Source organism: Billgrantia desiderata (assembly GCF_900108215.1).
Taxonomy (GTDB): domain Bacteria; phylum Pseudomonadota; class Gammaproteobacteria; order Pseudomonadales; family Halomonadaceae; genus Halomonas; species Halomonas desiderata.
Genome location: NZ_FNVC01000019.1, coordinates 16,972 through 35,793, shown reverse-complemented (window position 1 = coordinate 35,793; position 18,822 = coordinate 16,972). Strand labels below are relative to the sequence as shown.

Genomic DNA, 18,822 nt, shown 5'->3' with positions numbered 1-18,822 from the left:
CGTTGCAGGGATTTCCAGGGTGTGCATCGGCAATCGCTCACACGGCCTCCCTTGCTAAAGTCGAATGCCGCAGCTGCTGAAACGAGGTACTCGCTTACCAGAACGAGGAACGCCCCGGCTTCCAGGACGGGGCGTCAGACATGCAGCCGGTACTGCTCTACAGGAGAGCTCAGCGGAATCGATGCACGTGATATTGGTCTCAGCCGAGATGCAAGACGCTCGGCGGCGGTGGCTCGCGATACAGCTCGTCGACGATGGCGGCCCGGTTATCGAGTACCGCACGCTGGTTGATCGAGCCCTTGTCGGTGATCTCATGGGCATCCAGCCGCGGCGGCTCGTCGAGCAGTACCAGGCGCCGCACCCGGGTGGAGCTGCCGGTGCTGTGAGCGTCCAGGTCGCGCAGCATCTGCCGGAAGCGCTCGCGCACCGGCTCGCTTGCCAGCACCGTGGCGGCATCGACCTCGCGGCCCAGCCCCGCCAGCTCGCGGCACTTCTCCAGATCCGGGAACACCATGACCGAGATATAGGGCTTGTCGATGCCGGCGATCACCACGTCCTTCACGTGGGGGGCGCCGGCTTCGATGATGCGCGCCCGCAGCGGCCCGACGCTGACCCAGGTGCCGGTATCGAGCTTGAAGTCCTCGGAGATGCGACCGTCGAAGCGCATGCCGCGCTGGGGGTCGTCCGGGTCGATGAACTTGACCGCATCGCCCAGGCAGTAGAAGCCCTCCTCGTCGAAGCTCTTGGCGGTGAGCTCCGGCTGGCGCCAGTAGCCCGGCATCACGCTGGGCCCCTTCACCCGGCACTCCAGCTTGCCGCTGTTGGGCACCAGCTTGATCGTCACACCGCGGGCCGGCAGGCCCACCACCCCCGACTTGGACTCCTCCAGCGAAGCGAACATGGCCGAGGGCGCGGTCTCGGTGGCACCCAGCCCCGTGAGCATGCCCACCTTGCAGCCAAGGGTCTGGACGGCCAGCCGGTCGAGCTCGTCCCAGATGTGCTGGGAGAGCCCCGCGGCGGCGAAGAACATCAGATTGAGCCGCGAGAAGAAGGTCTCGCGCAGGGCATCCTCGCGCTTCAGGTAGTCCACCAGGATCTCGAAGCCCTTGGGCACGTTGAAGTAGACCGTGGGCGCAATCTCGCGCAGGTTGGCGATGGTTTTCTCGAACTCCCCCGGCACCGGGCGGCCGTCGTCGATATAGAGGCTGCCGCCGTTGTAGAGCACGATGCCGACGTTGTGGTTGCCTCCGAAGGTGTGGTTCCACGGCAGCCAGTCCACCAGCACCGGCGGCTCGTCGCGCATGAAGGGCATCAGCGACGCCAGCATCTCCTGGTTGGAACAGAGCATGCGGTGCGTATTGATCACCCCCTTGGGCATGCCGGTGGAGCCCGAGGTGAACAGGAACTTGACGATGGTATCGGGAGTGACCGCCGCGCGGGCCGCCTCCACCGCCTCGGTGGGGGGCGTATCCAGCAGCGACTCGAAGGCATCGATGCCGGGAAAGCCGGTGGTATCCACCGCCACGCAACCGCAGTCGGCCGGCTGCACCGCCGCCAGCGCCGGCGCGAAATCCTTGGCCTTGTCGACCAGCAGCAGGCCGGGGGTCAGCAGCTCGACGATATGGCGCAGCTTGGCGTAGTCGCGGCTGACCAGCGAATAGGCCGGCGAGATAGGAGCGAACGGCACGCCCACGTACATGGCCGCCAGGGCCAGCAGCAGGTGCTCGATGGAGTTGCCGCTGAGGATGACCAGCGGCCGCTCGACGCTCAGCTCATGATCGAGCAGCGCCTGGGCCAGGCAGCGCACGCGGCTCAGGGTGTCGGCATAGCTCAGGCGCTGCCACTCGCCGCTCGCGTCGCGGCGCGCCACGAAGGTTCTCTCCGGCGCCTCGTCGGCCCAGCGCTCCAGACACTCGAGCAGCGTAGCGGGATAGTCGCCAAGAGGTTCCTCGATGCTGAGCAGTTGGGTGCCGTCATCGCGCGAGACCAGTCGGGCAGTGGCAGTGCCCAGGTGAACATCGCGAAAGGGGTGAAGCATGGGCGCTCCTGCTGTTGTGATCGTTGTCAGGGGTCGAAAGGGGCATTCGCTACCCTCGGCCTGGGAGCCTTGGTAACATGGGTCCAGTATTTTTTTAAATTGTTGGATAGTCAAACATTTAACCACCATAACATTATGCTTGGGAATGCCAGCAGCAGGCGAGGAAAACCAAAGAATATCAAAAAGATATGCGGCACATCGGGCGATGCCCATCACGCTTGGATACGACTAAAGTTGGTACCCAGGCAGCCCCGCCAGCTGCTATCCGATAGGCTATTCACTGCTCCGCCCGCGTGGCTCACCCTAGGTCAGGACCCACATATTCATGAGCAACGACGACCAGAACGGAATCGACTACTCCATGCTGCAATCCCGCCTCGGCTACAAGCTACGCCGGGCGCAGCTCGTCTACTTCGACGTCTTCTTCGAGGCCTGTGCGCAGGAGGGCATCACGCCCGGGCTGTTCAGCATCCTCGCCATCATCTACCACAACCCTGGCTTGACCCAGTCGGCGGTATCCACGGCCCTGAACGTGGACCGCTCCGCCATGGTGGCGGCCATCGACAAGCTGGAGAGCATGGAGGTGGTGGAGCGGCGCAAGTCGAAGAACGACCGCCGCTCCTATGCGCTCTACCTGACCGAAAAGGGCAAGGAGTTCACCGAGCGGCTCAACCGCAAGGTCTCGGCGGGCGAGGACCGCTTCGACAAGTTCATGAAAGAGGGCGAGCGTGAATGGCTGCTCGACCTACTCGACCGCATCATCGAGAACCGCAAGGGCAACTAAGGCCCGTCGCTTGCCAAGCGTAGGGGGCGATACCATCGCCCCCTGCTACTTGCCTGGCTCGGCAGCTCAAATGGGTGCTGCTCAAATAGGGTAATGCCGTGGCCCCAATTGCACCGTAATCCAACGCAGCTCGGTGAACTCCTCGATGCCCGCCTTGCCGCCGAAGCGCCCGTAACCGCTGGCCTTGGTGCCGCCGAAAGGCATCTGCGGCTCGTCGTGCACCGTCGGCGCATTGATATGGCAGATGCCCGAGCGGATCTTGCCGGCCACCTTCATCGCCCGCGCCGTATCGCGGCTGAACACCGCCGCCGAGAGGCCGTACTCGCTGTCGTTGGCGATGCGAATCGCCTCCTCCTCGCCATCGACGCGGATCACCGCCACCACCGGCCCGAACGACTCCTCGCTGTAGAGGCGCATGGCCGGGGTCACGCCATCCACCACCGTGGCCGGCATGATCACCCCGTCGGCCCGGCCGCCGGCGGCCAGACGCGCGCCGTGGCTCTCGGCATCGTCGAGCAGCGCATTGAGCTTCTGCCCCGACTCGGCGTTGATCAGGGTGCCCAGGGCGTTGCCCTCGCCGCGCGGATCGCCGACCTTGAGCGCCGCGGCGCGGGTGGCCAGCTTGTCGACGAAGGCATCGGCCACCGAGGCATCGACGATCAGCCGCTCGGTGGACATGCAGATCTGCCCCTGGTTGAAGAAGGCACCGAAGATCGCCGCATCCACCGCGGCATCCAGATCGGCGTCGTCCAGCACCAGGAACGGCGCCTTGCCGCCCAGCTCCAGCAGCACCGGCTTGAGATGGTGCGCCGCCTTCTCGGCGATGATCCGCCCAACCCCGGTAGAGCCGGTGAAGTTGATGCGCGCCACCTCGGGGTGGGCGATCAACGTCTCGACGATCTGCGGGGCCTCGTGGGGCGCATTGGTCACCACGTTGACCACACCCTCACCGAGGCCGGCCTCCACCAGCACCTCACCGATCAAGTGGTGGGTCGCCGGGCACTGCTCCGAGGCCTTGAGAATCACCGTGTTGCCGCACGCCAGCGGTGTGGCCACGGCGCGGGTACCGAGGATGATCGGCGCGTTCCACGGCGCGATACCCACCACCACGCCGCAGGGCACGCGGATGCCCATGGCCAGGTTGTCGGGCACGTTGGAAGGGATCACGTCGCCCTGAATCTGAGTGGTCAGCGATGCCGCCTCGCGCAGCATGCCGGCGGCCACCATCACGTTGAAGCCGGCCCAGCCCGGCGTGGCGCCGGTCTCGTTCACCATGCGCTCGATGAACTCCGCCTGGCGCGCTTCCATCAGCTCCGCCGCCTTGAGCAGCTTGCCGCGCCGCTCGCCGGGGCCCGTTTGCGACCAGGTCGCGAAGGCGCGGCCCGCGGCATCCGCCGCCGCCTTGGCATCCTCCACCGAAGCCGCCGCCGCCGTGGTCGCCACCTCACCGGTGAAAGGGTTGCGACGTTCGAACGTTCCTTCTCCAGAGGCAGCCTTGGCCTGGCCGCCGATCAGCAATCCGAGGGTCGTCATGGGTCACTCCTTTGCATTGTTATGGCATTGCCAGCTTCTCATTCTCCCCGAAGCTAACGGCTGCATAAGGCAATATCAGCGGGATTACTTGGACTTTTCCAGCAACAGTCTTGGACTTTAGTCGAGCACTGCTCACCCTAGCAGTCGGCGACGCGGAGCACTCTCAGTGCTGGCTTTGCGAAAGCATCATTGAGGCGATTGGGGGAGCTGTTTAAACCAATTGGTGAACAGCATCGACGCGAGGCCTTCAGCCTCGATGTTGACGGCTGCGGAAACGAAGGCACGACAGGGCCTTGCGAAACCCGCGCCAGGCACTGCCAAACAGCTTGGCAAAGAATGCGGCGCGCAACCGAGCATTACGCCGCTCGATTTCGCGCATCTTCGGGTCGGGGTTATGGAAGGCCATCAGACGTCTCGCCCGCTGTCGTTCAGGAAGCGTAGCGGAAATCTCACATTGCCGGTGGACCGATTTCTAGGTAAAAGGTCACGGCATCGCGCATGCTTTTTCCTGGTTGGCCGAAAGTCAGCAATCGCCCAAGAGCTGACATTCAGTGTGTCTGTTATAGCGCCAAGCATGAGCCGATCTCAGCGTCGGAGCTATAATGCGGTAGATCATCAAACAGATTGTCCCCCCGAACCGCATGGCCTTCCCTTGCTGGTGCCGAAGCCTACCAGAAAATCTGGCCATGCTGAGCCGAGAGGACGTTCTTATGGTAATTCAACTTCACCCGCGAGGCGCTCACCTCGTGGGCATTGTCCATCAGATCGGCTATTGCGAACGCACCGTGCGACGCCATCTGGGCCGCGGAACGACGCCGGCGGGACAACCGGTCAAGCCGCAGGTGAGCCCCACGGCCCAGCAAGCAGACCATGCGCTTCGAGACCCCGCCCGTTCGGCAGCGTACCGCGCACGATGATGATCGATAAAGAGAAGGCTGCGGTGAATTCCGCCAAACTCCGGCCGAACGCTTTACCGCTGAGGTAGAAGCCCACCAGGCACTGCCGTTCACCGACTTCGATACCCGCTAACCACGAGCTGCAGATCTACGAGGCGGTGCAGTCTTGATACTACAACTACTCAACCGCCTAGAGATGGAGCATCTCTAGGCCTCTCTCAATAACCTCTGCGAGCACTTAATCAAGCAGAAGCTAATTTATTCGTACAACAGCAAAAACCATGACGCAGATCAAATTATCAGCATTCTTTGAAGAACAAGCCTAAATTTTTACGCCCCAGCGCCGAAAACTGTGAATGAGTTGTAAGGGCGCGCACTCATTGTGCTCAAACAATGCTTAAACACTAGTGATTTAAAGATTGGCTGCGTTAAAATAGGCACTTAAGATGATTGAAAAAATCAAAGTCGCGCATCAGCTCTCTATTCTCGTCGCCGTGTTTTCCATTGCCCTAATTGGAATAGGCGTACTCGGGCTTTCCGAAAAGGCTGCAACACTCAACCGACTAGAGAGCGTTTACGAAGACCGAGTGGTTCCCTTGAGGCAGCTTTCCAGAATTTCCGAACAATACGCTGTGAATGTTGTCGACACTGCCCATAAAGTAAGCAATGGCAACATTAGCTGGGAAGAGGGGCTGCAAAACTTGGCACAAGCACAGGCGGTCAGTGCGAGGGAGTGGGAAGCTTATCTCAGCACTCAGCTGGTTGGCGAAGAAGTGCGTTTGGTCGAGGAACTCCAGCCTTTAACGCAGATTTCCTACACAACAATAAGTAGACTAGAAGCAATCTTTCAGCAGAGTGATCAAGTTGCACTCCAGCACCTTATCGTCAATGAGCTTTACCAGACGATTGATCCTGTTTCCACCATATTTGATGATTTGATGAAGGTGCAGCTTGATGAGGCAGAGCGGCAGCACAGTGAAGGGCTGGCACAATACGCGAGAATGCAGGTCACGTTTATCGTGACACTGGTGGTAGTCTTGCTGCTTGGCATTCTGTTGGCTTGGTACATCATTTCAGGCATCAGTCGCCGTCTGGGCGCAGAGCCCGCACGTGTCGCCGAAATCGCCAGCCAAGTCGCTGATAATCGGTTAGATATCGTTATTGAAACCCGCTCAGACAAGGATGATGGCAGCGTGATCTTTGCCATGAAGCGCATGGTAGAAAATCTCTCAACCGTCATTCTAGATGTTCGTAACAGCAGCAGCTCCATCCATGTCGGCACTCGCGAGATTGCCAGCGGCAATGCCGATCTTTCTTCCCGTACAGAGGAGCAGGCGGCGGCTTTGGAGCAGACCGCCTCCAGTATGGAAGAAATGACCTCAACTGTGAAGCAGAATGCCGACAATGCCAAGCAGGCCAGCGCACTGGCCAAGGAAGCATCTACGACGGCCGAACGTGGCGGCGAAGTGGTGGATCAAGTTGTCAAGACCATGCACGGCATTGCCTGCAGCTCTCAGCAGGTGGCAGACATTATCGGCGTGATAGATTCCATCGCCTTTCAGACGAACATCTTGGCGCTCAATGCCTCAGTCGAAGCAGCGCGCGCTGGCGAGCAAGGTCGCGGCTTTGCGGTGGTTGCCAGCGAGGTCCGCAATCTGGCCAGCCGCAGTGCCGAGGCAGCACGGGAGATAAAAACTCTAATCGAGGGCTCCGTTGCCCAAGTACAACAAGGCTCGACCCTAGTCGAACAAGCAGGAAAGACGATGGAGGAGGTAGTTCTAGCCATTCGTCGAGTCACCGATATCATGGACGAAATTTCCGCCGCTTCCCAAGAGCAGAGCGAGGGTATAGAGCAGGTCGCCCAAGCGGTGGGGCAAATGGATCAGGTTACTCAGCAAAATGCTGCTCTCGTGCAGGAGGCAGCCGCCGCTTCCGCCTCTCTTGAGGAGCAGGCGAATAGACTGGAAGAAGCCGTTGCTGTCTTCCAACTGTCTAGTCATCATCGCAGCGGTCAGGTGATCAAAAGCCAAAATAGCCTTCCCGGTTGGCTGAACACAAAACCTAGCGATGGACAGCCCTCTAGAGCGGCATTACCCCTCCCTGCTAAAGAAAAAAAGCGAACTCAAAGTGAGTGGAAGGAGTTTTGATCGTTGCCATTACATAACTAGCAATGTCGGGCTGATGCTTTTAATAATGGGCCAAGCCGCCTGTCGTGCCGCACCGCCAGGTGCGGCCATTGCGCGATGTAGCATTGCATGGGAAACCAACTCATCCCCGCTCGTCTCTTCCCTGGTTGATCAATAAATCACCGAGGTGTACCAGGTCATAACAATACGGGTTGCTAGGCTCCAGAGAGGAACTCTCGGAAAATAAAGGTGCCTAGCAAGGAACTGTGTGAAAGAAACGACCATGTTGTGTACAGCAGCTATCGGCCAAGAGCGGAAATTGAGGTTTTCCTGATGTTTAACGCCCAGCGTAACCGGCGCCCAAAGGAGCGAAGCGCAGCTGGGCGTCCGTGTTAACGCTATGGTTAGGTTTCTTCTTTTCATAAATCTCTTTCTTCAAGGTCTTCCAAGCACTTTCAGAGTCAACGGGGAGCTTGAGAGATTCACCTGTACGTTCGGCAAGCTTGATAAACCTCTTTCCTACCTGCTCTTGGGTAAGACGATGGTTAGCAATGATTTTATCGATATACCCAATAACACCGGGCGCTACCATAGCCCTCTTCGGATCGAATGGCGGGTACTCCCGAAGTATCTCAGGATCTCGTGTGCCACAGTTGCTCGGACCATTTACATCTAGGTAACAAACCTCCAGATAAGTATCCAGCGCCTCAAGTTCCTTTGATTCCTTCTTTAGGATGTCGCCCATTGACAGCCTGGCATTTCTGTAGAAGCCCCACTGAAAGTCCTGTGCATACTTCAAAAGTGACTTATTTAGCATTGACCATCGTATATCGTTTTCGCTCGGCTCTCTTCCAAACTTATTTCTCAGTGCATCTCTTTCCTTTTCATACGCCTCCTGTTCCGCAAGAAACTGCTCATGTGTACCGTTCGCTATGGCCCACTGCTCCTCGATCACCGATATCTGGTCTTCTCTGATAAGAATTTTTTTCTTGTCGCTTGGTCGTGTTCGAACATATATAAAACCGCCACAAGACGTACACTTCTTCTTTCTGCCCGGCATCTTGTCCAGAGTTTCATTACAATAAGGGCAAATTGGCTCATCGTTACCTATATCGTCACCCAGACTAGAGGCGTTTGAAGGTTTTGCGCTGAAAATTTTCTTTACTGTCGAAAAAAAACCATTGAAAGCTCCATTTGAAACCAACATCAATCATCGCGCATGCTACATATCCCCAATGAACGCGCCGGCGGCATTTGCCGGCATGTCGGCTTTGGGTCGGGGGTCGACAACTGCCAAACGCTTTTAATCAGCATAGACTAACATTCCCCATTCGGCCAGAAGAGTAGATTAGGATATCCTCATGTATAACGACCTGCACAGCGGAGCACGAAGTGCGTCTGGCGCCCAACGGGCGCGTATTGGTGCTGCTTGTCATGCGATGCCGGAATTTTTAAAAATCATTTTCTGAAGGCGGCTCGTAGGGATACCGTTGCAGATACATCGCGGCTATAAGCTTTGCCGCTGCTTCACCTGGTTTCTCTTCGACGAGAGACCGCCATTCATCGAGATATTCAGCTGGCAGCATACTGACATCAAAATTCGTGAACTCCTCGGACTTCCCTTTGATATTTAGACTAGCGAATGCCACCGGCTCCTCGTCGTCAGCAATACCGGCCTGTGTGAGGAAGGTATTCAGCTTCTCTTTATCAAGTGAGAACGTCGATCCTTCAGGAATTGTTACGTAACTCCTAGGAGCTAGCGCTTGAGGTGGCGCTGCCCGAGCATCTTTCACAGAGACTTCCTCAAATTTCTCATAGAAGAAATATACTGCTCTCCGCCCACGACGGTTCAGGTTAGGCCGCGGTATTTGATACGACGAGAATCTGGTTGCTGGCGTTGGAGGATCGGGCTTCAGTATTAGGGATGCGATGTGAATCTGTAACCAGTATCCAAGCAGTTTGCGCGGGGCCGCGAAGGATAGCGCACCTCCGAAACGGTCAGCGATATCTACTAGCTTCCTCTGAATGATATCCCGGGAGTGCTCGTTCGTCATCCCGAAGGTGAGTCCATTGTGGGAGAACGCCATTTTCGTAACATCAGCGGCGATGCAGCCCATGACTATTCGTGCTCCGTCGTTCTTGGGCATTCTCTTTCTGAGTTGACTTCGGGCTTCCGATAGTCTTTTTCGCAACTGAGTCTCGCTACCGATTCGTTTGCATTCAATGAAAAACCGAAATTTTCCCGTACTCGCAATGATATCGGTGTCGGTGCTCATATCGACTTCAAAACCACTTTGACAGAAATAGCTTGCTATTCGTAGCTCGAACTGGGCGTCACGCGAACGAGAGTCCCTGTCTAAAGCTGCAAAATCACGACCTCCGACAACGGTTTCCAGCTTTTCTTGTACGCCTAGAGGGGTGTGAGTTTGTAAGCCTTTCATTATCCACATCAGCTCGTGAACTTCGCGGAGGACATAGAGCAACCAGTCGCCGGGACTCCGGAAGCGAGAGTCTACAGAATTTTTGAAGATCGCTTCGGCATCTATCGACTGTGTACCTCGAACTTCGATTTCTTCGTAAAAACGAGCGTAACGATCAAGACGAGTATTGTGCGTAGCGATACCGCGAAGTTCCATGAAATTACGAATCTTCTGTAGGTCCTCGATATGGTGTTTTATGTCGAGGCTCTGCATCGTCTCCGTCGGCAACGGATAGGATACTTGATCTCTATTCCTGGTAAGCAACTGAACCTCGCATAACCCTAATGAATACGCCTGCTGCCGTTGTCGGCATGTCGGCTTTGGGTCGTTAGCCGCCATTACCCTTCCTCACCACTAACAAGCCAAAGTGTTAACCTACAGCGCCCATCACCATTCCAGCTTACAAACGAACACATACAACCAGCCTAGACGCTCTCTCAGCCCCACACCAGAGACCTACGTCAACGCAGCGCCAAAATGACGAGAGCCAGCGCAATGGCTGGCTCTCGGTGCTGGCTCGCCCGCTGATCTCACCGGGCCGGCTAACCCTCCATCGCCGCGAACGCTACGGCGATGGTGGGCGGTGCCGCGGGTCTGGCGTACATCGCCTTCAGGTACTCCCTCAGCCGCGGGGCGGCGTCGAGCAGGTTCTCTTCGTTGGCCCAGTCCAGCGTATAGGCGGCATTGAAGTCGGCGACGCTGAGCCGGTCGCCGACGAGGTACTCGCGCTCCTGCATGTGCCGCTCCAGCACCGCCAGCATCTCCCTGCACTCCTGCCTGGCCAGGTCGACGTCCTGGGGTATGCGCATCTCGTCCGGGTAGAGGAAGGTGTGGCGGGCAATACGCCACAGCGGTGGCTCGATCTCGGTCATCAGGAAGAAGATCCAGCGGTACATCTGGGCGCGTTCTTCCACAGCGCTGGGGATGAAACCCGCCTGTGGATATTTCTCGGCCAGGTAGAGCTGTATCGCGGCAGATTCGGTGATGATCTGGTCGCCATCGACCAGCACCGGAACCTTGGCGGCGGGGTTGAGCCCGAGAAAGTCTGGCTGGAGGTGCTCTCCTTGCATGAGATCCACCGGGACCTGTTCATACTCCAGGCCCAGCTCGTTGAGCAACCAGATCACGCGCAGGGTACGGGTCGGGGGCGTTCCGTAGAGTTTCATCATGTTCCGGCTCCATCGATTGGCTGGCATCTGCCGTTTCGCCTGTTTCCGGAACTCATCGAACGGAGGCGCCCGCTATCGACACTTCATAACGAGAAGAGCCAGCGCAGGCGCTGGCTCTTCTGATGTCTCTCGCTGCCGGCCGCTCCGGGCCAGGCCTGACACGGCTTCGGCCGTTAGAGGTAGTAGTTGTTGCGCAGACGGGGCGCATGCTGGCGGTAGGCCGCTTCGCTCATCCGCTCGAGCAGACGGTACGCGGCAGAGCCGATGCGCTTGATCAGGGGAGCGCTGGTTTGGGTGGCGACTGCGGTATGGGAAAGCGTCTGGGTGGTCATGGCTGGGTATCTCGGTTACTTCATGAGGATGCTAACAGAATACCCGAAATTTAGACTTTGGTCTAACCCATTCGCCTTTAGTCGCATGACCTGCGTCATACCAATAGCCAAAAAAACCGAGAGCCGGCACATGCGCCGGCTCTCGGTGTCTTGCGGCCCTCTTCGGCCAGATTTGCTGCGGTAGTGGCGAATCAAAAATCGAAGAACACCGTCTCGCCTTCGCCCTGCAGCCTGATGTCGAGGCGGTAGCGCACCTTGCCGTCGGCCTCTTCGCGCTTGGCGATGAGGGTCTGGCGGCGGGTCGGCGATTCGATGCGCGATAGCACCGGGCAGGCGGCGTTGGCCTCGGCTTCGTCCTCGAAGTAGAGGCGGGTCTGCAGCTGGATGTTGATGCCGCGGGCGAAGATCGCCAGGTTGATGTGCGGCGCCATGAGCTGGCCGTTGGGGTGGGCCACCGAGCCGGGCTTGACGGTCTTGAGCGTCCATTCGCTGCCGTGGTCGAAGGTGGTGGCGGTGCGCCCGAAGCTGTTGAACGGCTTTTTCAGGTCGAACTCTGGCTGGTAGACGCCGTTGGCGTCGGCCTGCCAGGCTTCGAGGAAGGCGTCGCGCACCAGGTCGCCGTTGCCATCGATCACGGTGCCGACGATTTCGATGTGTTCGCCCTCGGCGCCGGGTTTGGCCATCTCGTTCCAGATCTCTTCGTCGCGGGTAGGGTTGCCCGCGGCGGCCAGGGCCAGGCCGATGTGTACGTAGGGCCCGGCGGTCTGGGAGGCGGTCTCGCGCAGCATCAGCTCGCTGGTGGGGACGCTGTTTGGCTGTTTCATGTGATTTCCCTCACTGATTCTCGAACCCGCTTACTGATTTTCGAAATAGGTCTGCAGCTCGCCGCGTACCACCAGGTCGAAGCGGTAGGCCAGGCAGTCCATGGGCTTGCTGCGTGCCATGTCGAGGCGTCCGATCATGGTCTCGACCGCGGCCGGGTCCTTGATGGTGTGGACGATGGGGCACAGCGGAATCAGCGGATCGCCCTCGAAGTACATCTGGGTGATCAGGCGGGTGGAGATCGAGGGGCCCATCACCGAGACGTGGATGTGCGAGGGGCGCCAGCTGTTGGGGTCGTTGGGCCAGGGGTACGGGCCGGGCTTGATGGTGCGGAAGCGGTACCAGCCCTGCTCGTCGGTGAGGGTACGGCCCACGCCGCCGAAGCCGGGGTCGAGCGGGGCGAGGTAACGGTCGTTCTTGTGACGGTAGCGCCCGCCGGCGTTGGCCTGCCACATCTCGACCAGGGTGTGCGGCACCGGCTTGCCGAACTGGTCGATCACGCGGCCGAACATGATGATGCGCTCACCCACCGGCAGGCCGGCCGCGCCCGAAAGCGACGGGTCTTCGCGGAAGTTGAGCAGCAGGTCGTTGTCGTGGGGGCCCATGCGCAGGTGGCGGAAGTCGGGGCCGGTGAGTTCGGAAGCGGTGGCTTGCTGCATGCTGGCCAGGGCCTGCTGCGGCGAGCGGGGCACGCTGGTCTTGTAGCCGGGGGCGTAGGCCGGGGGGTGCCAGTTACGGTCGCGCTCTACGAAGCGCTTGTTGTGATCTTGCATGGCGTGTCGTCTCTTGGGGAGAGTGGTCTTGTCTCGCCCAGTGTGGCCTCTCGCCAAAGGCCCGCCAATTGACGACTCGGGCACCCCTCATAACCGCTGGGTTATGCTGCACTGCCGCTATGGAGCTATTTTCAATTGCTCCCGGTGCCGCGCTCGGCGCTCACTTCGCGCAGTACTTCGCAGAAAGCTTCCAGCGCCAGCGAGGGCTGCATGCTGGCGTTGTAGCACAGCCCCACGGAGCCGCCGCGGGGTTCAAGCTCGATGCCGAGGCGACACAGCCGCCCCGCCGCCAGGTCTTCGGCCACGGCCTCTTCGGGCACGACCCAGATGGCATCGCTCTCCAGAGTGTAGTGACGGCTGATCGGCAGCGAGAGCGTCTCCAGCCGTTGGCTCATCAGCGTCAGCGAGTGGCGCACGCAGAAGCTGTCGACCTGCTGGCGCAGGGTGGTCTGCAGAGGCGGCAGCACCCAGGGGAATTCGCCCAGCCGAGCGGCTTCCAGCGGCGCGATGCCGGCCAGTGGGTGGCCGCGGCGCACGCACAGCAGCAGCGGCTCGTAGTAGAGATGCTCGAAGGCCAGGTCGCGGATCTCGCGGGCCTCGGTCATGCGCCCTACCACCAGATCCAGCTCGCCGCGGCGCAGGCGCGAGAGCAGGAAGGCACTGGCGCCGACTACCACATTGACGCCCACCGCGTTCTGCCCGCCGGGCGCGGCGTGCCAGCGGCGGATGGCCTCGGGCAGCAGCCGGCTCTCCACCGTGGAGAGCGCCCCCACGCGCAGGTCGTGAGCGCCCAGGTGCACGTCGCCCACCGCCGCCACGCCCTCTTCCAGCGCGCGCATGGCCGGCCCGGCATGGCGCAGCAGGGTCAGGCCCGCCTGGGTCAGCGCCACGCCCTGGGGCGTGCGTTCGAACAGCGAAGCACCGAGGCTCTCTTCCAGCTCGCGAATAGTCTTGGAGATGCCCGGCTGGGTGATCGCCAGCCGCTCGGCGGCCCGGGCGAAGCTGCGCTGGCGGGCCACCTCGAGGAAGGCCTGCAGATGGCGCAGCTTGATACGGGCGTTGAGCATGGGGTTTTCCTACTGGCGTGAGGCGAGCAGCCGCGGGGTGACGACCATGGCGACCAGGCTGATCAACAGGGTCGGCAGGAAGGCCAACGCCACGGTTCCCGAGAGATCGTTGAGCCAGCCGCCGATCACGGTGATGCCGAATACCAGAAGGTACCCGAAGAACAGCATGCCGGCCATCAGCCGCGGCAGCGCCTCGAGGCGAACCAGCCAGGCCGGCAGCGCCAGCACGAAGATGAACAGCGCACTGGTGAAGAAGCCGAACACGCCCGCTGCCCACACCACGTGGCCGCCCGGCAGCCACAGCATCAGCGGCAGGGCCAGCAGCGCCAGGGCGGTGATGCCGATCAGCGGCCGGGGCCGCCCCATCAGCCGGTCGGCGTAGAGGATCAGCAGCGCCGATGAGAACATCTGGGCGCCATTGAGCGCCGTGAGGCTGGGCGCCAGCAGTTCGAGGCGCGCACTCGCCTCGAGCAGCGGCGGCAGGAAGACGTTGCCGGTGAAGTAGAGCGCCGCCGCCGCGCCGAGCAGGGCCACCAGGCGCCACGTGCGGCCGTCGCGCACGTTGGGCAGGGTCAGGCTGGCGCTACGGGAGCCATTCGCCATGGCCGGAAGCTGCCGGCAGCCGACGATCAATACCAGCATCAGCAGCGGCACCGGCGCTACCCACAGGGCGAAGGCCCACTGCCAGTGGGCACCGAGCCAGGCCGCGGCCAGGGGGCCGGTGGCGCCCGCCGCCAGCAGCTCGCCCACCAGCAGGCCGTTGGTGTAAACCGCCGAGGCGCGGCCGATGCGACCGGGCGCCCACAGCTTGGCGAGTACCGGCATCGCCGTTTGCATGAAGGCGATCCCCACCCCCATCAGCACGGTGGCCAGCATGAAGGCGGTAAAGCCCTCGGGCAGGCTACGCAGCGCACTGCCCAGCGCCATGACGGCGAGCCCCAGCAGCATGCTGGGCAGCGTTCCGACCCGGGCCAGCAGCCAGCCGGCCAGCAGGGCGCCGAAGGCCAGGGTGACCAGCGGCAGGCTGGTGGCGATCGCCACCTCGCTGCTGGTAAAGCCCAGCACCGCCTTGAGCTGGGGGATCAGCGGCGGCACCACCAGCACCGTGAGGCGCAGATAGAGCCCCAGGCACCACAGCAGGCCATAGGCCAGCAAGGCCTGACGCAGCTCGCTCGGCGGCGGGGTGGTGGTGTCCTGAGTCATACCCTGCTCTCCTGATCCCTTCTGCTACGCCCATAAAGCCGAAACCGGCCAAAGGCCGGTTCGGATCATGCCATGGGGCACAGCTTATTAGCACTCTAACGAAAGTCTAGGGCTGCTCTCTACGCCGAAAGGTGGCCGATACCCAAGTAAGTATCAGGAGTATCAGGCATGGTGAGGTGGCTTGATCAGGCTCTCGGCAGGAATACCGAACATGTCGTGTAGTTTCCAGACCATGGCGAGGGTCAGGTTCCGCTTGCCATTCAGGATCTCATAGACGCGATTACGACGACCAAGAGCGGGCTCGAGATCCTTGGGCGTGAGCCCCTGCTGTTCCATGCGAAACTTGATGGCCTCAATGGGATCCGGCAGGTCCACGGGGAAGTGCTTGGCTTCAAAGGCCTCGATCAGCGTCAGGAGGATCTCGAAGCGGTCGCCCTCCTCGGTGCCGGGCTCCGGCTCATTATCGAAATAGCCAGAAATTTCCCGCAGGGCGGCCTGATAATCGTCCTCGGTACGAATGGGGCGAATATCCATGGGTTACTCCATCTCTACGGTTTCGGCATCGACTTTGTCATATTCCACGTGTGTGCCGATGAACTTGATGTAGACCGCGCCAAATCGGTAGGCAACAGCGACGATCAGTCGATAGTCGTTACCCTTGATGTTGAACACCACACGCTTGTTGCCCACAGGGCTGGCGCTGCGGTACTTGGCTTTGATGTCATGCGCATCTTTCCATTCAGCATGCTTCACCTCATCGACCCAGGCTTCCAATGACGCCTTGGCATCGGGGTGTTGCCGCCAAAAGTCACGCAGATACTTGATGGCGATGATCCTCATAACGCCAATGATGTCCCAATATGGGACCATGCGCAAGGCGAGAGGTTCCCAGGCTTCTCCGCCGTATCACCAGACCACTGTGATACGGCGAATCAGCCCAGCTCCTCGCCCCAGCCCAGCTCCTTGGCCAACGCAAACGCATGGTTCGCCGCCGGTACCCCGGCGTAGATCGCCACGTGCATCAGTACCTGGCGCAGTTCCGCTTCGGAGAGGCCGATGCGCTTGGCGGTCTTGAGGTGCAGCGTGAGCTCCTCGCGGCCCAGGGCGGCGAGGATGCCGGTGGTGATCAGGCTGCGCTCGCGGCGGGTGAGGTCGTCGTTGCTCCACAGCTCGCCCCAGGCCAGCCGGGTGATCATCTGCTGGAAGGGGGCGTCGAGGCTGTTGGCGTTCCGACTGGCGCGGGCGACGTGTTCCTCGCCGAGCACCTGCTTGCGGGTCTCGAGCCCATCGGCATAGCTCACGCCATGCTCGCCGACGTCCTCACGCTCGCTGGCCATCCACAGCAGCAGCCGCTTGGCCATGGCGGCAGGCGCCTCCACCGAGGGCACGTGGGCAATGCCTTCGAGGATCTCCAGCGGCGCCCCCCCACACTCGGCGGCCAGGGCCTGCAGGGTCTCCGGCGGCGTGGCCACGTCGGCGCTGCCGCCGAGCAGGTGCACGCCGATGCCCGGATGCTCGGCGAGCGGGCCTTGCAGCTTGCCGCGGAAGTCGGTACGGCCGAGCATCTCGCACAGGCGGGCGTAGGATTCATCGTCGCCGCGGCCCATCTGGGTGCACCAGCCGGCCTTGAGGGCCGGTTCGGCCTCGAAGCAGGCCGGCGCGAACCAGCGCGGCACGATCTCCTCGGCCATGGCCGCCAGGCCTTCCTGACGAATGCGCTCGGCGCGGGTGCTCCACAGTTCGGCATTGCCGATCACCGCGCCGGTATTGGTCAGGGTGACGGAGTAGAGCCGCTCGGCGTGCTCACTGATCAGCTGCTGGCCGACCACGCCGCCGATGGAAGTACCGACGAAGTGGAAGCGCGAGGCACCGGCATGTTCGACCAGCGCCAGCGCATCGCGGGCCAGCGCCGCCGGAGTGATCTCGCCGCCTTCGGCCGGCCAGGCCTGGCTGGCCCCGTGGCCGGGCAGGTCCCAGGTGAGCACGCGGTAGCGTGGCAGCAGCGCCGGCAGCAGCTCGTCCCACACCGCCTGGCTCATGCCCAGCGGATGCGCCAGCACCACCAGCGGCAGCGCCTCGGGGCCGAGCAGGTGATAGGCGACGCTGCGGCCGTCGACGTTCAGAAATGCCATGTTCCTTCTCCCTGCAGTGCAACGGGAAAAGCCGGCAGTTCCTCACCGCCGGCCTGGTTCCAATCTCAGTCTCGCTTAGACCTTTTCGATCAGGGTAGCGATACCCTGCCCCACGCCCACGCACATGGTGCACAGCGCGTAGCGCTTGCCGGTGCGCTGCAGCTCGTGAGCGGCAGTGAGCAGCAGGCGGGCGCCGGACATGCCCAGCGGGTGGCCCAGGGCAATAGCTCCGCCGTTGGGGTTGACCCGCGGGTCGTCGTCGGCGAGCCCCAGGTCCCGCGTGCAGGCGAGTGCCTGGGCGGCGAAGGCCTCGTTGAACTCGAAGATGTCGATCTCGTCCATGGTCACGCCGGTGCGCTCGAGCAGCTTGCGCACCGCCGGCACCGGGCCGTAGCCCATGATGCGCGGCTCGACGCCGGCCGTGGCCATGCCGATGATGCGGGCCATGGGCTTGAGGCCATGTTGCTCCACCGCGGCCCGGCTTGCCACCAGCATGGCGGCGGCGCCGTCGTTGACGCCGGAGGCGTTGCCGGCGGTGATGCTGCCACCCTCGCGGAACGGCGTCGGCAGCCCGGCCAGCTTCTCCAGGGTGGTCTCGCGCGGGTGCTCGTCGGTATCGAATACCAGCGGCTCCTGCTTGCGCCGGGGGATCTCGATGGGTGTGATCTCGATGGCGAAGCGACCCGCCTTCTGCGCGGCGGCGGCCTTCTGCTGGGAGCGCAGGGCGAAGGCGTCCTGGTCCTCACGGGAGATGTTGAACTGTTCGGCCACGTTCTCGGCGGTCTCCGGCATGGAGTCGATGCCGTAGGCCTTCTTCATCAGCGGATTGACGAAGCGCCAGCCGATGGTGGTGTCCTCGATCTTCTGGCCGCGGGAGAAGGGGCTGTCGGCCTTGCCCAGCACGTAGGGCGCACGGGACATGGATTCCACGCCGCCGGCCAGGGCCAGCTCCATCTCGCCGGCCTTAATGGCGCGGAAGGCGGTGCCCACCGCGTCCATGCCGGAGCCGCACAGGCGGTTCATGGTGGTGCCGGGCACCGAGGTGGGCAGGCCCGCCAGCAGGGAGGACATGCGCGCCACGTTGCGGTTGTCCTCACCGGCCTGGTTGGCGCAGCCCATGAAGACCTCTTCGATGGCGGCCGGGTCGAGATCCGGAGCCTCGGCCAGTACCGCCTTGAAGATGGTGGCGGCGAAATCGTCGGGGCGTACGCTGGCCAGGGTGCCGCCGAAGCGGCCGATGGCGGTGCGCCGCGGATGGCAAAGGAATACGTCAGTCATTTAAATATCTCCTTAATTCGATGCCAGAACGCGTCGAGCGATGGCCAGACAAGGCGAGAGACAGCGACAAATCGGCAAGGATTGCTGATTTGGGCAGCTCCGCTGCTCGAAGAGCGAGCGACATGGATGTCGCGAGTCCAAAAGCGGAGTTTACGAATGGGTAAATGAGCATTTTGAGCTGCCTCTCAA

Annotated in this window: 17 protein-coding genes; 2 read left to right on the top strand and 15 right to left on the bottom strand. The window is 61.3% G+C overall.

Annotation, left to right across the window (positions count from 1 at the left end; all coding sequences use genetic code 11):
• Positions 1-199 precede the first annotated feature (199 nt).
• Positions 200-2,038: a feruloyl-CoA synthase gene (locus C4S71_RS15920; RefSeq protein WP_103969795.1), complete on the bottom strand. Its 1,839-nt coding sequence runs from the start codon at positions 2,036-2,038 to the stop codon at positions 200-202.
• A gap of 325 nt (positions 2,039-2,363) precedes the next feature.
• Here C4S71_RS15920 and C4S71_RS15915 point away from each other — a divergent pair, with 325 nt between their 5' ends.
• The gene (locus C4S71_RS15915; RefSeq protein ID WP_103969794.1) at positions 2,364-2,822 is read left to right on the top strand and encodes a MarR family winged helix-turn-helix transcriptional regulator; all 459 of its coding nucleotides are present in this window, start codon (positions 2,364-2,366) and stop codon (positions 2,820-2,822) included.
• Positions 2,823-2,903: 81 nt separating this feature from the next.
• Here the strand turns inward: C4S71_RS15915 and C4S71_RS15910 are convergent, their stop codons facing one another.
• Positions 2,904-4,355, bottom strand: coding sequence for an aldehyde dehydrogenase (locus C4S71_RS15910; RefSeq protein WP_103969793.1), 1,452 nt, complete (start codon positions 4,353-4,355; stop codon positions 2,904-2,906).
• Between the two features lie 247 nt (positions 4,356-4,602).
• Positions 4,603-4,761: a hypothetical protein gene (locus tag C4S71_RS22510; protein WP_160113397.1), complete on the bottom strand. Its 159-nt coding sequence runs from the start codon at positions 4,759-4,761 to the stop codon at positions 4,603-4,605.
• Positions 4,762-5,697: 936 nt separating this feature from the next.
• On the opposite strand from C4S71_RS22510, the gene C4S71_RS22945 reads away from it, so the two are divergent.
• The gene (locus tag C4S71_RS22945) at positions 5,698-7,398 is read left to right on the top strand and encodes a methyl-accepting chemotaxis protein (protein WP_103969791.1); all 1,701 of its coding nucleotides are present in this window, start codon (positions 5,698-5,700) and stop codon (positions 7,396-7,398) included.
• Between the two features lie 316 nt (positions 7,399-7,714).
• Here the strand turns inward: C4S71_RS22945 and C4S71_RS22340 are convergent, their stop codons facing one another.
• The 12 genes from C4S71_RS22340 to pcaF all read right to left on the bottom strand — a co-directional run bounded on the left by C4S71_RS22340 (position 7,715) and on the right by pcaF (position 18,633).
• Positions 7,715-8,584, bottom strand: a complete 870-nt coding sequence (locus C4S71_RS22340; RefSeq protein WP_146064615.1) for a hypothetical protein — start codon at positions 8,582-8,584, stop codon at positions 7,715-7,717.
• Between the two features lie 244 nt (positions 8,585-8,828).
• Positions 8,829-10,070 carry a hypothetical protein gene (locus tag C4S71_RS15890; protein ID WP_146064614.1) on the bottom strand — a complete coding sequence of 414 codons (1,242 nt, stop codon included), beginning with the start codon at positions 10,068-10,070 and terminating at the stop codon, positions 8,829-8,831.
• Positions 10,071-10,399: 329 nt separating this feature from the next.
• Positions 10,400-11,026, bottom strand: coding sequence for a glutathione S-transferase family protein (locus C4S71_RS15885; protein ID WP_103969788.1), 627 nt, complete (start codon positions 11,024-11,026; stop codon positions 10,400-10,402).
• 173 nt (positions 11,027-11,199) lie between these two features.
• Positions 11,200-11,358, bottom strand: a complete 159-nt coding sequence (locus C4S71_RS22505; RefSeq protein ID WP_158409647.1) for a hypothetical protein — start codon at positions 11,356-11,358, stop codon at positions 11,200-11,202.
• 191 nt (positions 11,359-11,549) lie between these two features.
• Positions 11,550-12,182, bottom strand: a complete 633-nt coding sequence (gene pcaG, locus C4S71_RS15880; protein WP_103969787.1) for a protocatechuate 3,4-dioxygenase subunit alpha — start codon at positions 12,180-12,182, stop codon at positions 11,550-11,552.
• Between the two features lie 30 nt (positions 12,183-12,212).
• A complete protein-coding gene (gene pcaH, locus C4S71_RS15875) occupies positions 12,213-12,953 on the bottom strand; it encodes a protocatechuate 3,4-dioxygenase subunit beta (RefSeq protein ID WP_103969786.1) in 741 nt (246 codons plus the stop codon).
• A gap of 131 nt (positions 12,954-13,084) precedes the next feature.
• Positions 13,085-14,020, bottom strand: a complete 936-nt coding sequence (gene pcaQ / locus C4S71_RS15870) for a pca operon transcription factor PcaQ (RefSeq protein WP_103969785.1) — start codon at positions 14,018-14,020, stop codon at positions 13,085-13,087.
• A gap of 9 nt (positions 14,021-14,029) precedes the next feature.
• Positions 14,030-15,223, bottom strand: coding sequence for an MFS transporter (locus C4S71_RS15865; protein ID WP_103969784.1), 1,194 nt, complete (start codon positions 15,221-15,223; stop codon positions 14,030-14,032).
• 162 nt (positions 15,224-15,385) lie between these two features.
• Positions 15,386-15,757, bottom strand: coding sequence for a helix-turn-helix domain-containing protein (locus tag C4S71_RS15860; protein ID WP_103969783.1), 372 nt, complete (start codon positions 15,755-15,757; stop codon positions 15,386-15,388).
• Between the two features lie 3 nt (positions 15,758-15,760).
• Positions 15,761-16,063 (bottom strand): type II toxin-antitoxin system HigB family toxin, encoded by a 303-nt coding sequence (locus tag C4S71_RS15855; protein ID WP_103969782.1) that lies wholly within the window; start codon positions 16,061-16,063, stop codon positions 15,761-15,763.
• A 92-nt stretch (positions 16,064-16,155) separates the two neighbouring features.
• Positions 16,156-17,355 (bottom strand): alpha/beta fold hydrolase, encoded by a 1,200-nt coding sequence (locus tag C4S71_RS15850; RefSeq protein WP_103969781.1) that lies wholly within the window; start codon positions 17,353-17,355, stop codon positions 16,156-16,158.
• Positions 17,356-17,430: 75 nt separating this feature from the next.
• Positions 17,431-18,633: a 3-oxoadipyl-CoA thiolase gene (pcaF, locus tag C4S71_RS15845; RefSeq protein WP_103969780.1), complete on the bottom strand. Its 1,203-nt coding sequence runs from the start codon at positions 18,631-18,633 to the stop codon at positions 17,431-17,433.
• Positions 18,634-18,822 lie beyond the last annotated feature (189 nt).

Excerpts from the sequence above, each read along its gene's own strand:
- C4S71_RS15920 (WP_103969795.1), bottom strand. The coding sequence starts at position 2,038 with ATGCTTCACCCCTTTCGCGATGTTCACCTGGGCACTGCCACTGCCCGA.
- C4S71_RS15915 (WP_103969794.1), top strand. The coding sequence starts at position 2,364 with ATGAGCAACGACGACCAGAACGGAATCGACTACTCCATGCTGCAATCC.
- C4S71_RS15910 (WP_103969793.1), bottom strand. The coding sequence starts at position 4,355 with ATGACGACCCTCGGATTGCTGATCGGCGGCCAGGCCAAGGCTGCCTCT.
- C4S71_RS22510 (WP_160113397.1), bottom strand. The coding sequence starts at position 4,761 with ATGGCCTTCCATAACCCCGACCCGAAGATGCGCGAAATCGAGCGGCGT.
- C4S71_RS22945 (WP_103969791.1), top strand. The coding sequence starts at position 5,698 with ATGATTGAAAAAATCAAAGTCGCGCATCAGCTCTCTATTCTCGTCGCC.
- C4S71_RS22340 (WP_146064615.1), bottom strand. The coding sequence starts at position 8,584 with ATGTTGGTTTCAAATGGAGCTTTCAATGGTTTTTTTTCGACAGTAAAG.
- C4S71_RS15890 (WP_146064614.1), bottom strand. The coding sequence starts at position 10,070 with ATGCAGAGCCTCGACATAAAACACCATATCGAGGACCTACAGAAGATT.
- C4S71_RS15885 (WP_103969788.1), bottom strand. The coding sequence starts at position 11,026 with ATGATGAAACTCTACGGAACGCCCCCGACCCGTACCCTGCGCGTGATC.
- C4S71_RS22505 (WP_158409647.1), bottom strand. The coding sequence starts at position 11,358 with ATGACCACCCAGACGCTTTCCCATACCGCAGTCGCCACCCAAACCAGC.
- pcaG (WP_103969787.1), bottom strand. The coding sequence starts at position 12,182 with ATGAAACAGCCAAACAGCGTCCCCACCAGCGAGCTGATGCTGCGCGAG.
- pcaH (WP_103969786.1), bottom strand. The coding sequence starts at position 12,953 with ATGCAAGATCACAACAAGCGCTTCGTAGAGCGCGACCGTAACTGGCAC.
- pcaQ (WP_103969785.1), bottom strand. The coding sequence starts at position 14,020 with ATGCTCAACGCCCGTATCAAGCTGCGCCATCTGCAGGCCTTCCTCGAG.
- C4S71_RS15865 (WP_103969784.1), bottom strand. The coding sequence starts at position 15,223 with ATGACTCAGGACACCACCACCCCGCCGCCGAGCGAGCTGCGTCAGGCC.
- C4S71_RS15860 (WP_103969783.1), bottom strand. The coding sequence starts at position 15,757 with ATGGATATTCGCCCCATTCGTACCGAGGACGATTATCAGGCCGCCCTG.
- C4S71_RS15855 (WP_103969782.1), bottom strand. The coding sequence starts at position 16,063 with ATGAGGATCATCGCCATCAAGTATCTGCGTGACTTTTGGCGGCAACAC.
- C4S71_RS15850 (WP_103969781.1), bottom strand. The coding sequence starts at position 17,355 with ATGGCATTTCTGAACGTCGACGGCCGCAGCGTCGCCTATCACCTGCTC.
- pcaF (WP_103969780.1), bottom strand. The coding sequence starts at position 18,633 with ATGACTGACGTATTCCTTTGCCATCCGCGGCGCACCGCCATCGGCCGC.